Consider the following 14698-nt stretch of genomic DNA (forward strand, 5'->3'; position numbering starts at 1 on the left):
ACAAGCTCGATATCTTCACCAACGGCACGGTCGAGGTGCAGGACGAGGGCAGCCAGCTGCTGTGCCAGTTGCTGGCCCCCAAGCGCGGCGAGATGGTGGTCGACTTCTGCGCGGGCGCGGGTGGCAAGACGCTGGCGATCGGCGCCGCGATGCGTTCGACCGGGCGGCTGTACGCCTTTGACGTGTCGGAGAAGCGCCTGGCCAACCTGGGGCCCCGCCTGGCGCGCAGCGGTCTGTCCAACGTGCATCCAGGCCGTATCGACAGCGAACACGACGCCAAGATCAAGCGCCTCGCCGGCAAGATCGACCGTGTGCTGGTTGACGCACCGTGCAGCGGGCTGGGCACGTTGCGGCGCAATCCCGATCTGAAGTGGCGTCAATCCGCGCAGGCCGTGCAGGAGGTGTCGATCAAGCAGCACTCGATCCTCGCGTCTGCCGCGCGGCTGCTGAAGCCGGGCGGCCGCTTGGTCTACGCGACTTGCAGCGTGCTCGCGCGTGAGAACCAGCAGGTGGTCGAGCAGTTCCTGGCCGAGCACCCGGACTTTGCGCTCGTGCCCGCCGGCGAGGTGCTGGCCGCGCAGAAGATCGCGCTGGAGATGGGCCCGTACCTGGAGCTGTATCCGCACCTGAACCAGACCGACGGCTTCTTTGCCGCCGTGCTGGAGCGCCGCGCGTGAGGTTTGGCCGGCTGAGTCTGGCGCTGGCGGCGGTGCTTGCCTTCAGCGCGGGCAGTGTCGCCCTGGCGCGCACCACGCCGCCGGTGCTGCCCGCCAAGGGCACGGTGCAGGCCGCCTTCACGCCTGAAGACGACATCGAAGGCCTCCTGGCCGACGCCATCGACCAGGCCCGCCAGCAGGTGCTGGTGCAGGCCTACCTGCTGTCGAACAAGGCGATCACGCGGGCGCTACTGGCGGCGCATCAGCGTGGAGTGGACGTGCGTGTGCTGGCCGACCGCGAGCAGATGATGCGCTCGGGCGGCAGCCGCATCCCGGAAGTCGCCCGCGCGGGCATCCCCGTGTGGCTGGAGGTGCGCTACAAGAACGCGCACAACAAGGTCATCGTGATCGATGCGCACGGCGCGCATCCGGTGCTGGTGACCGGCAGCTTCAACTTCACGCAGACCGCGCAGCGCGGCAACGCCGAGAACGTCCTGATCGTGCGCGGCGACGCCGATCTCGCCCAGCGCTACGCCGCCAACTGGCAGAAGCACGTGGGCGATGCGCTGCCGTACCGAAGCGAATAACCCAAGGATTCAATGACTGGATTGCCGTTCAACCTGCCGTTCAACCATCTCGCGCTGGGCCACATGATCGACGACCTGATCGGCGATCTGGGCGGCCCGCGCTTCATCTGGCAGCTCGTCGTGCTGGTCTTGCTGCTGGGCGTGGCGTGGCTGGCGGCGCGGCCGATCGCGCGCCGCCTGCATGCGCGCCATGAGGGCGACTCGTTCGCCCTGCGCTTTGCCTGGTCGAGCCTGGAGCGGGCAATGTTCCCGCTCATCGGCTGGCTGCTGGTGCTGGCCGCGCGCTATGCGCTGGTGGGCGTCCTGCCGATCAGCGTGTTACGACTGGCTGCGGTGCCGCTGTTCGGCCTGGCGGCGCTGTATCTGGCCTTCTACGTGCTGCGTCGGGTGCTGTCCGGCAATGACGATCTGCACGGCATGCTGGCGCTGGTCGAACGCGTGCTGACCACGCTGATGTGGATCGGCATGGTGCTCTACGTGGTGGGCTTGCTGGGCGATGTGGTCGATTTTCTGGAGAGCATCCAGTTCTCGCTGGGTGGCAAGCAGAAGATCAACCTGGCGGCCATGCTGATGGCGGTGGTGTGGATCCTGCTGACGGTGCTGGTGGCGATGTGGTTCGGCTCGTGGCTGGACAGCCGCCTGATGCGTGCCACCGCGCTCGATGCCAACCTGAAGGTGGTGCTCTCACGCGTGGCGCGCGCGGTGCTGCTGCTGGTGGCGCTGTTGCTGAGCCTGTCGCTGGTGGGGATCGACCTGACCGTGCTGTCGGTGTTTGGCGGGGCGCTGGGCGTTGGCCTCGGCTTTGGCTTGCAGAAGATCGCCAGCAACTACGTGTCGGGCTTCATCATCCTGCTCGAGCGTTCGCTCAAGCTGGGCGACCAGATCACGGTCAGCAGCTACACCGGCATCGTCACGCAGATCCGCACGCGCTACACCGTGGTGCGCAACGGCGATGGCGACACGCTGGTGCCGAACGAGCTGATGGTCGCGCAGGCCGTGCAGAACCACAATGAGCGCGGCACGGTGCGGGTGGCCGTGCGCGTGCAGGCGTCCTACGCGGCGGACCCGGAGACGGTGATCGCGCTGCTGGTGCAATGCGCCGAGGGCATCCCGCGCGTGCTGACCGACCCGGCGCCGGCGGCGTTCATGGCGCTGTTTGCCGACAGCGGCATCGAATACGAGCTGGGCGTGTGGATCGCCGATCCGCACAACGGCAAGCTGGGCGTGCAGTCGGACCTGAACCGGGCAATCTACCGGGCATTCAAGGCCCATGACATCAGCATTCCGTATCCGCGCCGCGAAGTGCAGCTCGTGAGTACGTCCGGAAGTGACTGGTGCACCCCTCCAGAAGCGCCCACACCATCCGCCTAGCACTGCCCGGGGCGGAACGATCACGCCTTGTTTTGGGTCAAATTGGCGGTTTTCCCCCATGGTGTAGAGGGGGCATTCGGTTAAAATGCTGGATGCTCCCACGAAGGATCAGACGGCTCCCGTCGCAATGGCAATGGCCTTGCGGCATAGGGCCGCACGACATTGAAATGCGCCGGGGCGGAGGGCACTGTGCGAGCGCGGCAACGCGCCAGCCCATGTGATGCGCAAGCGGATGCCCGACATCCGACACCCCCGCCAGACCGACCCCCGCCGTCGCGTGCGTGCGACACCGGGAGGCCCCAGCAAGCAGCGCCGCTGATCCCGGCATAGGCTGCTTCCATCACCCGAGTTGACCACGGAGAACACTTTGATCGACTCCATTTTGAATTTCCTCGCCAACGGCACCCTGAACTGGGCCTGGTGGCAGATCCTGATTTTCACGCTGGTGGTGACCCACATCACCATCGCCAGCGTCACTATCTTCCTGCACCGTTGCCAGGCGCACCGTGCGCTGGACGTGCACCCGATCGCCGGGCACTTCTTCCGCTTCTGGCTGTGGCTGACCACCGGCATGGTGACCAAGGAGTGGACCGCCATCCACCGCAAGCACCACGCCAAGTGCGAAACCGAAGACGATCCGCACAGCCCGCAGACGCGCGGCATTCGCAAGGTGCTGCTGGAAGGCGCCGAGCTGTACCGCGCCGAGTCGAAGAACAAGGAGACCATCCAGAAGTTCGGCCACGGCACGCCGGATGACTGGATCGAACACAACCTGTATTCCAAGTTCACGTGGCAGGGCGTTGGCCTGATGCTGATCCTGGACGTGCTGATGTTCGGCGCGATCGGCCTGACGGTGTGGGCGGTGCAGATGCTGTGGATCCCGATCCACGCCGCCGGCATCATCAACGGCCTGGGCCACTTCTGGGGTTACCGCAATTTCGATTGCGAAGACGCGTCGACCAACGTGTCGCCGTGGGGCATCATCATCGGCGGCGAAGAGCTGCACAACAACCACCACACGTATGCCACGTCGGCCAAGTTCTCGGTCAAGTGGTACGAGTTCGACATTGGCTGGGGCTACATCCGCGCGCTGGAGATCGTCGGGTTGGCGAAGGTCAAGAAAGTGGCGCCCAAGGCACGCTTTGGTGATGTGAAGCCGGTCGACCAGAACACGCTGGAAGTCATCATCGCCAACCGCTACGACGTGATGGCCCGCTACGCCAAGACCGTCAAGGCCGCCTACCGCCAGGAACTGGCCAAGCTGAAGGAATCGCGCGACGTCGAATACCGTGCGCTGAAGCCGGCCCGCAAGTGGTTCCACCGCGACGAAGCCAAGCTGGGCGCGCCGCAGCGCGAACAGCTCTCGCAAATCGTGTCGGACTACTCCGCGCTGCATACCTTCGTGGAAATGCGCCGTGAGCTGGGCGCACTGTGGGGCCGCTCGAACGCCTCGCGCGAGCAACTGCTGAGCCAGCTGCAGGAATGGTGCAAGCGCGCCGAGGAAAGCGGCATCCATGCGCTGCAGGAATTCGCTGTGCGCCTGCGCCGCTACGCCTGATCCGGCTGTTTCATAGGTGAAGCCCCGCTCCGCAGCGGGGCTTTTCTTTTGGGTAAACTATCCCAATTCACAATTTCGATAGGCCGCGACTAAGCATTGCGGCATGAGTCCTCCTCACACGCCGTCCGTGTTCTTGCTGCGCCACTTGCTCGGCGCCCGCACGGACGGGGAGACCATCATGAATACCCACATCAAGACGGTTGAATTCGAGCGCCCGGATATGCTTGCCGAGGCGCAATCCGGGGCCAGTTGCGTTGCCCATGCCTGGGCCAAGGTGCCGCCCGTGCTGTCGCGCGAAGAGCGTGATGCACTGAAGGCCCGCATCAAGCGCCTGCTCAAGGAACGCGGGGCCGTGCTGGTCGCGCACTACTACGTCGATGCCGACCTGCAGGACCTGGCCGAGGAGACCGGTGGCTGCGTGTCGGATTCACTGGAGATGGCGCGCTTCGGCCGCGACCATGCGGCCAAGACGCTGGTGGTGGCGGGCGTGCGCTTCATGGGCGAGACCGCCAAGATCCTCAGCCCGGAAAAGACCGTGCTGATGCCCGACCTGGACGCGACCTGCTCGCTGGACCTGGGCTGCCCGCCGGACGCGTTCGCCGCCTTCTGCGACGCGCACCCGGACCGCACCGTGGTCGTCTATGCCAACACCAGCGCTGCCGTGAAGGCGCGCGCTGACTGGATGGTGACGTCGTCCATCGGCCTGAAGATCGTGCAGCACCTGCACGCACAGGGGAAGAAGATCCTGTGGGCGCCAGACCGGCACCTGGGCAGCTACATCCAGAAGCAGACCGGCGCCGACATGCTGCTGTGGCAGGGCTCGTGCCTGGTGCACGACGAATTCAAGGGCGTGGAGCTGGACCTGCTGCGCGCCGAGTATCCGAACGCGAAGATCCTCGTGCACCCGGAGTCGCCGGAATCGGTGGTGGCGCAGGCGGATGTGGTGGGCTCGACCTCGCAGCTGATCGCGGCGGCGCAGTCGCTGTCGGCGCAGGAGTTCATCGTCGCGACCGACAACGGCATCCTGCACAAGATGCGCATGGCTGCGCCCGGCAAGCACTTCATCGAGGCGCCGACCGCCGGCAACAGCGCCACCTGCAAGAGCTGCGCGCACTGCCCGTGGATGGCGATGAACGCGCTCACCAACCTGGCCGAGGTGCTGGAAACCGGCCGCAACGAGATCCACGTCGATCCGGCCATCGGCAAGCAAGCCGTGGTCTGCATCGACCGCATGCTCGACTTTTCCGCGCGCGAGAAAGCCGCGGTCCGGCCGCAGGGTGACCTGGCGGCCAATGCACAACTCTTCCAAGGAATCGGTCCGGCATGACGGCAACCCAGATGAGCGCGACGGGTGTAACCACGGCGCAGGCGATTTTCGACAGCTTCGGCCCCGCGCTGCGCGACGCGCTGGCCGCCAACGTGGCCACGGCCATCGCCGAGGATGTCGGCACGGGCGACCGCACCGGTCTGCTGATTCCCGCCGATCGCAATGCGCGTGCGCGCGTGATCGTGCGCGAGGCGGCCATACTGTGCGGCACGCCATGGTTCGAGGCGTGCATGCGCGCAGTCGACCCGACGCTGCGCGTGACATGGCGCCAGCAGGAAGGCGACCGCATGGCGCCGGATTCGGTGGTGTGCGAGATCGAAGGTCCGGCGCGTTCGCTGCTCACCGCCGAGCGTCCGTCGCTGAACTTCCTGCAGCTGCTCTCCGGCGTGGCGACCGCGACGGCGCGCTATGCCGAGGTCATTACCGGCACGCGCGCCCGTGTGCTCGACACGCGCAAGACGCTGCCGGGCTTGCGCCTCGCGCAGAAATACGCGGTACGCATTGGCGGTGGCGAGAATCAGCGCTTGGCGTTGTACGACGGCATCCTCATCAAGGAAAACCACATCGCCGCGGCGGGTGGCGTGACGGCGGCCTTGCGCGCGGCGCAGGCGCTGAATGCCGGCGTGCCGATCCAGGTCGAGGTGGAAACGCTCGCGCAGCTCGATGAAGCGCTGGCGGCGGGCGCCACCTCGGTGCTGCTCGACAACTTCGATACGCCCGCGATGCGCGAGGCCGTGCGCGTGACCGCAGGCAGGGCGCTGCTGGAGGTGTCCGGCGGTGTGAACATCGACACGATCCGCGCGTTTGCCGAGACGGGCGTGGATCGTATCTCCGTCGGCGCGCTCACGAAGGACGTGCGCGCGACCGATTATTCTCTGCGCATCGTCGAGTAAGGTCGAATCAGCCTCAGCGCTTGCGCGCAATCTGCCGATGGGTCGGCTGCATGACCGTCGGCAGCGCCTTGGGTAGCGTCTCCGGGTAGTCGCGCGAGAAATGCAGGCCGCGGCTCTCATGCCGTGACAGTGCACTGTCGACGATCAGCGAAGCGACCTCCACCAGGTTGCGCAGCTCCAGCAGGTCATGGCTGACGCGGAAATTGGCGTAGTACTCGGCAATCTCCTCGCGCAGCAGGGCGATGCGGTGCTGCGCGCGTTCCAGCCGCTTGTTCGTGCGCACGATGCCGACGTAGTTCCACATCATGCGGCGCAGCTCGTCCCAGTTGTGCGAGACGACGACTTCCTCGTCGGCGTCGGTCACGCGGCTTTCGTCCCACGCCGGCACGGGTACCGTGGTCGGCGCCGAGGTCGGCTGGGCGAGGATGTCCTCCGCCGCGCCGCGCCCGATCACCATGCATTCCAGCAATGAGTTGCTCGCCAGCCGGTTGGCGCCGTGCAGGCCGGTGTAGGCTGTCTCGCCCACCGCGTAGAGCCCGGCGATATCGGTGCGGCCGAGGTGGTCGGTTACCACACCGCCGCACGTGTAGTGCGCGGCCGGCACCACCGGAATCGGCTCGCGCGTGATATCGATGCCCAGCTCCAGGCAGCGCGCCAGGATGGTCGGGAAGTGTTCCTTGAGGAAGGCCGGGCTCTGGTGGCTGATGTCCAGGTAGACGCAGTCCAGGCCGCGCTTCTTCATCTCGAAGTCGATGGCGCGGGCGACGATGTCGCGTGGGGCCAGCTCGGCGCGCTCGTCGTGCGCGGGCATGAAGCGCGTGCCATCGGGCAGGATCAGCTTGCCGCCTTCGCCGCGCACGGCTTCGGTGATCAGGAAGGACTTGGCGAACGGGTGGTACAGGCAGGTCGGGTGGAACTGGATGAACTCCATGTTGGCCACGCGGCAGCCTGCGCGCCACGCCATGGCGATGCCATCGCCGCTGGCCGTGTCCGGGTTCGTCGTGTAGAGGTAGACCTTGCCCGCGCCGCCGGTGGCCATCACGGTCTGGCTGGCGGTGAGTGTCTTCACGCGACCGCTCGCGCAGTCAAGCACGTACAGCCCGTGGCAGCGCATGCCCGGCTGGCCCAGCTTCGCATCGGTGATCAGATCGACCGCGAAGTGGTCTTCCAGCAGCGTGATGTTCGGGTGATTGCGCACCTTTTCCACCAGCGTGGTCACTACGGCATGGCCGGTGGCGTCTGCTGCGTGGATGATGCGGCGGTGGCGGTGGCCGCCTTCGCGCGTGAGGTGGAAACCGAGTTCGGCCTGCTCGTCGCGCGTGAAGGGCACGCCGTGGCCGATCAGCCATTCGATGGCATCTCGCCCGTTCTCGACGATGTAGCGCGTGGCGGCTTCATCGCACAGGCCGGCGCCGGCGATCAGGGTGTCGTCGACGTGCTCGTCATGGCTGTCGCCCGAATCGAGCACCGCGGCGATGCCGCCCTGGGCCCAGTCGCTGGCGCCTTCCGGCAGGGTGCGTTTGCTGATGACGACCACGCGACGGTGGTCAGCGAGGTGCAGGGCGACGGTCAAGCCCGCCAGGCCGCTGCCGACAACGGCAACATCAAAATTCATGGGAGCGCAGTGCGAGGAACGCAACCGCGCTAGCACAGTCGCGTGTCAATCGGAAAGAGAAGCAGTGTACACCGCGGCTCGCGTGCTGCGGCGGGCAACAAAAAACCCGCCATCGGGCGGGTTTCTTAGTGTCGGTCGTGCCGACGGAAACAAGACGTGCAATCGCGAGGATTACTTGATCTTGGTTTCCTTGTAAGCGACGTGCTTGCGGGCGACGGGATCGAACTTCATGATCTCCATCTTTTCCGGCTTGGTGCGCTTGTTCTTGGTGGTCGTGTAGAAATGACCCGTACCTGCGGTCGATTCCAGCTTGATCTTGTCGCGTCCGCCTTTGCTGGCCATGATGAACTCCTAGTTAGACTTCGCCGCGTGCGCGCAGATCCACGAGCACTTCGTCGATGCCTTTTTTATCGATCAGGCGCAGACCGGCGTTCGAGACGCGCAGGCTCACCCAGCGGTTTTCGGATTCGACCCAGAAGCGGCGGTTCTGCAGGTTCGGCAGAAAACGGCGCTTGGTCTTGTTGTTTGCGTGGGAAACGTTATTGCCGACCATCGGCGCTTTCCCGGTCACTTGACAGACGCGTGCCATGGAGCACTCCTAAACTCTTGATTCGGTTGGCTACAGTTTGCGACCGGGCGCTGGGACCAAACCAAGCGCAGCGCCACTGTAGAGGTGGGACTTCAGCGAAACGCGGATTATACACACAAAACTGCTGAGAAATCAAAGGGATCGATGGATTGCCGTTGGGCACGGCACGGTGCGGCGTCAGCGCTACATCTTGCCGTGTTCCAGAAAGCCGTAAACCGTGGTGCGGCCAACGATCATGTGATCCAGGACCATCACGTCGAGCAGCGCCAGCGCGCGGCACAGCTCCCGGGTCAGGACGATATCGGATTCGCTGGGCTCGGCGTGGCCGGTGGGGTGGTTGTGCGCGAGGATGACTGCGGCGGCGTTGTGGTGCAGGGCGCGCTTGGCGATCTCCCGTGGGTAGACGCGGGCCTCCGTCAGCGTGCCGCGAAAGAGTTCTTCCCAGGCGATCAGCCGGTGCCGCACGTCCAGAAACAGGCATGCGAACACCTCGTGCTGGCGGTGGCCGAGCGTCAGGCGCAGGAAATCCTTCACGCTCTGCGGCGATTCGAAGGTCTGGCCGTGCGTCATGTCTTCCTTGAGCGCGCGCCGGGCCACTTCCAGCAGGGCGTGCAACTGCGCGTACTTGGCCGGCCCCATGCCGTTGATGGACGAAAACTCCTGCTGCGACGCATGGCACAGCCGCCCGAGCGAGCCGAAATGTGCCAGCAGCTCGCGCGCCAGATCGACGGCGCTTTTTCCGGGCACACCCACGCGCAGGAAGATCGCCAGCAGTTCCGCATCCGACAGCGCGGACGGGCCGTGGGCCAGGAGTTTTTCACGCGGCCGCTCGTGCGCGGGCCAATCAACGATTGCCATATATCAAGAAGCGAGGGAATTGGGCGCGGCGGCCGATGTGCGGCGCTCGCCGCGCCAGCGACCGGGGGAGGGGCTGACGTACAATAACGGGTTACTTTTTGGTCAAGCAGGTTGAGCGTGCAAACTTTGGTGAACGAGGCGCCGGCGGACGGCGCAGGCAAGGCGGTTGGGCCGGATTCCTTTCTGACGCTGCACTACCGCGTTGCCTTGGAGAACGACACGGATGTCGTCACCACCTTCGGCGACAAGCCGGCCACGCTGCTGCTTGGCCAGGGCCAGCTGGCGCCGACGCTGGAGCAGGCGCTGTTCGGCATGCGCGAGGGTGAGCGCACGACGTTCCGCCTGGCGCCCGAGCACGCGTTCGGCCCGCGCAATCCGGAGCTGCTGCAGCGCGTGTCGCTGGTCACGCTGCGCGAGAACTCCTCGTTCGAAGAGGACTACCAGCCGGGCGACCTGGTCGAATTCAATGCGCCGGGCGGCGGCAAGTACGCCGGCGTACTGAAGGAGGTCGGCGAGACCTCCGCGCTGTTCGACTTCAACCACCCGCTGGCCGGGCAGACCATCCTGTTCGAAGTCCAGCTGATCGGCATTCTGTAATGAGCACTCCCGTGAACGCGCCTGTCGATCCCGTCACCCTGGCCGATGCAGAAGTCCTGCTCGCCCAGCCGCGCGGCTTCTGCGCCGGTGTGGACCGCGCGATCGAGATCGTCGAACGCGCGCTGCAGTTGTTTGGCGCGCCCATCTACGTGCGCCACGAGATCGTGCACAACGCCTATGTGGTGAGCGACCTGCGCAACAAGGGCGCGGTGTTCGTGCAGGAGCTCGACGATGTGCCGGTGGGCGGTACGGTCATCTTCAGCGCGCACGGCGTGTCGCGCGCGGTGCGCGAAGCCGCCGAGGCGCGCGGCTTGCGCGTGTTCGATGCGACCTGCCCGCTGGTGACCAAGGTACACGTCGAGGTCTCGAAGATGCGCTCGCAGGGCTTCGAGATCGTCATGATCGGCCACAAGGGCCATCCCGAGGTGGAAGGCACCATGGGGCAGGCCGATGACGGCATGCTGCTGGTTGAATCGGTCGACGATGTGGCGCATCTGGTCGTCAAGGATCCGACGCGCCTGGCGTATGTCACGCAGACCACGCTGTCGGTGGATGAGACGCAGGAGATCGTGGCTGCCATCAAGGCGCGTTTCCCGGCCGTGCACGAGCCGAAGAAGCAGGACATTTGCTATGCCACGCAGAACCGCCAGGACGCCGTGAAGTTCATGGCGCCGCAGGTGGAGGTGGTGATCGTGGTCGGCAGCCCGAACAGCTCGAACTCCAACCGCCTGCGCGAGTTGGCCGAAAAGCTGGGTGTACCCGCCTATATGGTGGATACGCCCGAGCAGGTGAAACCCGAATGGGTGGCCGGCAAGCGTCGCGTGGGTCTGACCGCGGGCGCGTCGGCACCTGAAGAATTGGCGCAGTCGATCGTCGATCGGCTCAAGGCGCTGGGTGCGCGCAACGTGCGTCCGCTGGAAGGCATCCAGGAAAACATGTCCTTCCCCCTTCCGAGGGGGCTTCAAATCGATTGAACGGCATTATGTAAATGCCCACTTAATAATTTGCACGCGTTCGGTGCGCACAATTGCGGTGCATCAATCGCTTTTGCGGCTATCACGGCCACTCTTTGACGAGAGTGGCCGTTTTATTTTGTGCATCGCAAAAAAGGTTGCTGCCGATGTGCCTTGAGACGCTTGAGAGTGCGCCCGGCGTCTCGCCTAGGCAAGTTGTTTCCACTGCTCTGGCACGGTTCTTGTTAAACCCCTTTGCCATTCGCGTTTGCCTGCGCGAAATCACCCGTTTTTGTGCATTGGGGAAAGCCCGTAAATGGGCGTAATTACGGCAAAAATCGTTGTTGCGACGCGTATTGCATCCGCAAAAAAAGGGGATACAATGCGCGCGTTTCAAATTGAAACAATCGGCGCAAGGGGAGCGACCGGGAGGCAGGTCTCTCTCTTTGCTCTTGCGAGATCTAGGAGATCATTCATGCAAATTCAGCTTGCCAAAGTTCTGCCGCTTGCGGCTGCCGTGGCACTTGTAGCAGCCTGCGGTAAGAACGAGGAAAAGCCCGCAGACCAGGCTGCTGCGCCTGCTGCAACGTCGGCTCCGGCCGCCGCTGCTGCTGGTGGTGGTGAGACCGTCATCAAGATCGGTCATGCAGCACCCCTGACGGGTGGTATCGCTCACCTGGGTAAGGACAACGAAAACGGCGCACGTCTGGCCGTGGAAGATGTCAACAAGGAAGGGCTGACCATCGACGGCAAGAAGATCAAGCTGGAACTGGTGGGCGAAGATGACGCCGCCGACCCGAAGACCGGCACTGCCGTTGCGCAGAAGCTGGTTGACGAGAAGGTCGTCGCCGTCGTGGGCCACCTGAACTCGGGCGTGTCCATCCCGGCTTCCAAGATCTACAGCGATGCTGGCATCACGCAGATCTCGCCGTCGTCGACCAACCCCGACTACACCAAGCAAGGCTTCAAGACGACGTACCGCGTGGTTGCAACCGACGCGCAGCAAGGTCCGGCACTGGCGAACTACGCCGCCAAGACCCTGGGCGCCAAGAGCGTGGCCATCGTTGACGATGCCACTGCTTACGGCAAGGGCCTGGCCGACGAGTTCGAGAAGACCGCGAAGGCGACGGGCGTGAACGTGGTGGCACGTGAAGCCACCAACGACAAGGCCACCGACTTCAAGGCCATTCTGACCAAGATCAAGGGCAAGAAGCCGGACGTGATCATGTACGGCGGCATGGACGCCACCGGCGGTCCGTTCGCCAAGCAAGCCAAGGAACTGGGCATCACGGCCAAGATCGTTGGCGGCGACGGCGTGTGTACCGACAAGGTGGCCGAACTGGCCGGCGACGCCATCGACAACATCGTCTGCTCGGAAGCGGGCCTGGCGCTGTCGAAGATGGAGAAGGGCGCGGACTTCGAGAAGAAGTACCAAGACCGCTTCAAGACGCCGGTGCAGATCTACGCTCCGTTCACGTATGACGCTGTGATGGTCATCGTCGACGCCATGAAGCGCGCGAACTCGGTCGACGCCGCCAAGATCCTGGCTGCCATGCCGGCAACCAACTACAACGGCGTGATCGGCAACATCGCGTTCGACGAGAAGGGTGACCTGAAGCAAGGTTCGATCACCCTGTACAACTACAAGGACAAGAAGAAGACTGTTCTTGACGTTGTGAAGATGTAATCGAAGGGCGCTTCTTATTGCGATTTGCCCTTGAAAACGGCACCGCGCACACCCTTGCGGTGCCGTTTTTTATAGCCTCGCCAGTGAAACAAGGCCCTCACCATGGGCGCGTCGGCAGGCCGCTTACCAGCAACCCCACCTTACCCATCCGATTGATCGCATACCTTGCGGGCGCGCCATCCCGTCGCCTACAACAGAGCAAGGCATAGCAGGAGCTGTTCTCATGGATATCTTTATCCAGCAGATCGTGAACGGTCTGGTGCTCGGCAGCATTTACGCGCTGATCGCACTTGGCTACACCATGGTCTACGGTATTCTCGGCATCATCAACTTCGCCCACGGCGACGTCCTGATGATCGGCGCAATGGCTGCGCTGACCGCCATCAACTTCCTCCAGAAGTTCTTCCCCAACCTGCCTGACTGGATCACGCTGATCCTGGCACTGCTGTTTGCGATGCCGGTCTGCGCCATCGTGGCATACACCATCGAACGGGTCGCCTACCGACCGCTGCGCAACGCGCCGCGCCTGGCGCCGCTGATCACCGCCATCGGCGTGTCGATCGTGCTGCAGACCCTGGCGATGATGATCTGGTCGCGCAACCCGCTGACCTTCCCGCAGCTGCTGCCGTCCAGCCCGATCGATATCGGCTCGACGGGTGCGACGATCACCGGCAAGGAAATCGCCATCATCCTGGTCTCACTGGCCGTGATGATCGGGCTGACGCTGCTGGTCAACCGCACCAAGCTCGGCCGCGCCATGCGCGCCACCGCCGAGAACCAACGTGTGGCAGGCCTGATGGGTGTTAACCCGAACTTCGTCATCTCCGCCACCTTCATGATCGGCGCTGCCATGGCAGCCGTCGCAGGGGTGATGATGGCCACCAACTACGGCAATGCCCACTTCTACATGGGCTTCATCCCCGGCCTGAAGGCGTTCACCGCCGCAGTGCTGGGCGGCATCGGCAACCTGGCGGGCGCCATGGTGGGCGGTGTGCTGCTCGGCCTGATCGAGGCTTTGGGTGCCGGCTATATCGGCGACTTGACTGGCGGTGTGTTCGGTTCGAACTACCAGGATGTCTTCGCGTTCATCGTGCTGATTGGCGTGCTGCTGTTCCGCCCGTCCGGCATCATGGGCGAACGCGTTGCGGACCGTGCATAAGAAGGGGAGCGCCATGACTGAAACTGCAACCGAATTCAAAGCGCCGGCGAAGACGCGTGCCGCGCTTCTCGGCTTCTTCATCCTCGCCATCTTCGCCCCGTTCATCGTGGGCGCCATGGGCGGGAACTACTGGGTGCGCGTGCTGGACTTCGCACTGCTGTACATCATGCTGGCCTTGGGCCTGAACATCGTGGTGGGCTTTGCCGGCCTGCTCGACCTGGGCTACATCGCGTTCTACGCGGTGGGTGCCTACATGATGGCGCTGCTGGGCTCGCCGCACCTGACCAACCAGTTCGAGTGGATCCATCAGCTGTTCCCGAACGGGCTGCACCTGCTGATCTGGTGGGTGGTCCCGCTGGGCGCGGGGTTGGCGGCGTTGTTCGGCATCCTGCTGGGGGCGCCGACGCTCAAACTGCGTGGCGACTACCTCGCCATCGTGACGCTGGGCTTCGGTGAGATCATCCGGATCTTCATGAACAACCTCGACCGCCCGTTGAACATCACCAACGGTCCGAAGGGCGTCAACCTGATCGAACCGGTCAAGCTGTTCGGCTTCGACTTCTCGAAGCGCCACGACATCTTCGGCATCCACTTCGAACCGGTGCACATGTACTACTACCTGTTCGTGCTGCTGGCGATGGGCATCATCACGGTGTGCCTGCGTCTGCAGAACTCGCGTATCGGTCGTGCATGGGTGGCCATCCGCGAAGACGAGATCGCCGCCAAGGCGATGGGCATCAACACCCGCAACATCAAGCTGCTGGCGTTTGCCATGGGCGCGTCGTTCGGCGGTGTGTCGGGTGCGATGTTCGCGTCGTTCCAGGGCTTCGTGTCGCCGGAATCGTTCG

At 64.3% G+C, this 14698-nt stretch carries 15 protein-coding genes; 11 read left to right on the top strand and 4 right to left on the bottom strand.

The window, feature by feature from the left end:
* The 6 genes from QZ609_RS16740 to nadC form a co-directional block, all read left to right on the top strand.
* The coding region (locus QZ609_RS16740; RefSeq protein ID WP_295497186.1) for an RsmB/NOP family class I SAM-dependent RNA methyltransferase at positions 1–677 on the top strand (677 nt) is incomplete at its 5' end.
* Entirely contained in the window at positions 674–1243 is a 570-nt protein-coding gene (locus QZ609_RS16745) for a phospholipase D family protein (RefSeq protein ID WP_295497188.1), read from the top strand. The genes QZ609_RS16740 and QZ609_RS16745, both read left to right, overlap by 4 nt.
* A 12-nt stretch (positions 1244–1255) precedes the next feature.
* On the top strand, positions 1256–2614 hold the full coding sequence (locus tag QZ609_RS16750) for a mechanosensitive ion channel domain-containing protein (RefSeq protein WP_295497190.1): 1359 nt from the start codon (positions 1256–1258) through the stop codon (positions 2612–2614).
* Between the two features lie 367 nt (positions 2615–2981).
* The gene (locus tag QZ609_RS16755; protein ID WP_295497192.1) at positions 2982–4172 is read left to right on the top strand and encodes an acyl-CoA desaturase; all 1191 of its coding nucleotides are present in this window, start codon (positions 2982–2984) and stop codon (positions 4170–4172) included.
* Between the two features lie 178 nt (positions 4173–4350).
* Positions 4351–5499, top strand: a complete 1149-nt coding sequence (nadA, locus tag QZ609_RS16760; RefSeq protein WP_295497194.1) for a quinolinate synthase NadA — start codon at positions 4351–4353, stop codon at positions 5497–5499.
* Positions 5496–6392: a carboxylating nicotinate-nucleotide diphosphorylase gene (gene nadC / locus QZ609_RS16765; protein ID WP_295497196.1), complete on the top strand. Its 897-nt coding sequence runs from the start codon at positions 5496–5498 to the stop codon at positions 6390–6392. Before nadA ends, nadC begins: the two co-directional genes overlap by 4 nt.
* 13 nt (positions 6393–6405) lie before the next feature.
* Here nadC and nadB read toward each other — a convergent pair whose 3' ends face one another.
* The 4 genes from nadB to radC all read right to left on the bottom strand — a co-directional run bounded on the left by nadB (position 6406) and on the right by radC (position 9454).
* The gene (gene nadB / locus QZ609_RS16770; protein ID WP_295497198.1) at positions 6406–8007 is read right to left on the bottom strand and encodes an L-aspartate oxidase; all 1602 of its coding nucleotides are present in this window, start codon (positions 8005–8007) and stop codon (positions 6406–6408) included.
* Positions 8008–8178: 171 nt separating this feature from the next.
* Positions 8179–8349, bottom strand: a complete 171-nt coding sequence (gene rpmG / locus QZ609_RS16775) for a 50S ribosomal protein L33 (RefSeq protein ID WP_003262397.1) — start codon at positions 8347–8349, stop codon at positions 8179–8181.
* A 13-nt stretch (positions 8350–8362) separates the two neighbouring features.
* The gene (gene rpmB / locus QZ609_RS16780) at positions 8363–8596 is read right to left on the bottom strand and encodes a 50S ribosomal protein L28 (protein WP_004631999.1); all 234 of its coding nucleotides are present in this window, start codon (positions 8594–8596) and stop codon (positions 8363–8365) included.
* Between the two features lie 183 nt (positions 8597–8779).
* Positions 8780–9454, bottom strand: a complete 675-nt coding sequence (radC, locus tag QZ609_RS16785) for a DNA repair protein RadC (RefSeq protein WP_295497216.1) — start codon at positions 9452–9454, stop codon at positions 8780–8782.
* Between the two features lie 117 nt (positions 9455–9571).
* Between radC and QZ609_RS16790 the strand changes: the two genes are divergently transcribed.
* From QZ609_RS16790 to QZ609_RS16810, 5 genes are all read left to right on the top strand, one after another.
* Positions 9572–10051, top strand: a complete 480-nt coding sequence (locus QZ609_RS16790) for a peptidylprolyl isomerase (protein ID WP_295497218.1) — start codon at positions 9572–9574, stop codon at positions 10049–10051.
* A complete protein-coding gene (gene ispH, locus QZ609_RS16795; RefSeq protein ID WP_295497220.1) occupies positions 10051–11025 on the top strand; it encodes a 4-hydroxy-3-methylbut-2-enyl diphosphate reductase in 975 nt (324 codons plus the stop codon). The genes QZ609_RS16790 and ispH overlap by 1 nt, the downstream gene beginning before the upstream one ends.
* Before the next feature lie 454 nt (positions 11026–11479).
* A complete protein-coding gene (locus tag QZ609_RS16800) occupies positions 11480–12691 on the top strand; it encodes a branched-chain amino acid ABC transporter substrate-binding protein (protein WP_295497222.1) in 1212 nt (403 codons plus the stop codon).
* A 223-nt stretch (positions 12692–12914) separates the two neighbouring features.
* Positions 12915–13850 (top strand): branched-chain amino acid ABC transporter permease, encoded by a 936-nt coding sequence (locus tag QZ609_RS16805; protein ID WP_295497224.1) that lies wholly within the window; start codon positions 12915–12917, stop codon positions 13848–13850.
* Between the two features lie 13 nt (positions 13851–13863).
* A partial coding sequence (locus tag QZ609_RS16810; RefSeq protein ID WP_295497226.1) for an ABC transporter ATP-binding protein occupies positions 13864–14698 on the top strand: 835 nt, incomplete at its 3' end.

Source organism: uncultured Ralstonia sp. (genome assembly GCA_913056305.1).
Lineage (GTDB): Bacteria > Pseudomonadota > Gammaproteobacteria > Burkholderiales > Burkholderiaceae > Ralstonia.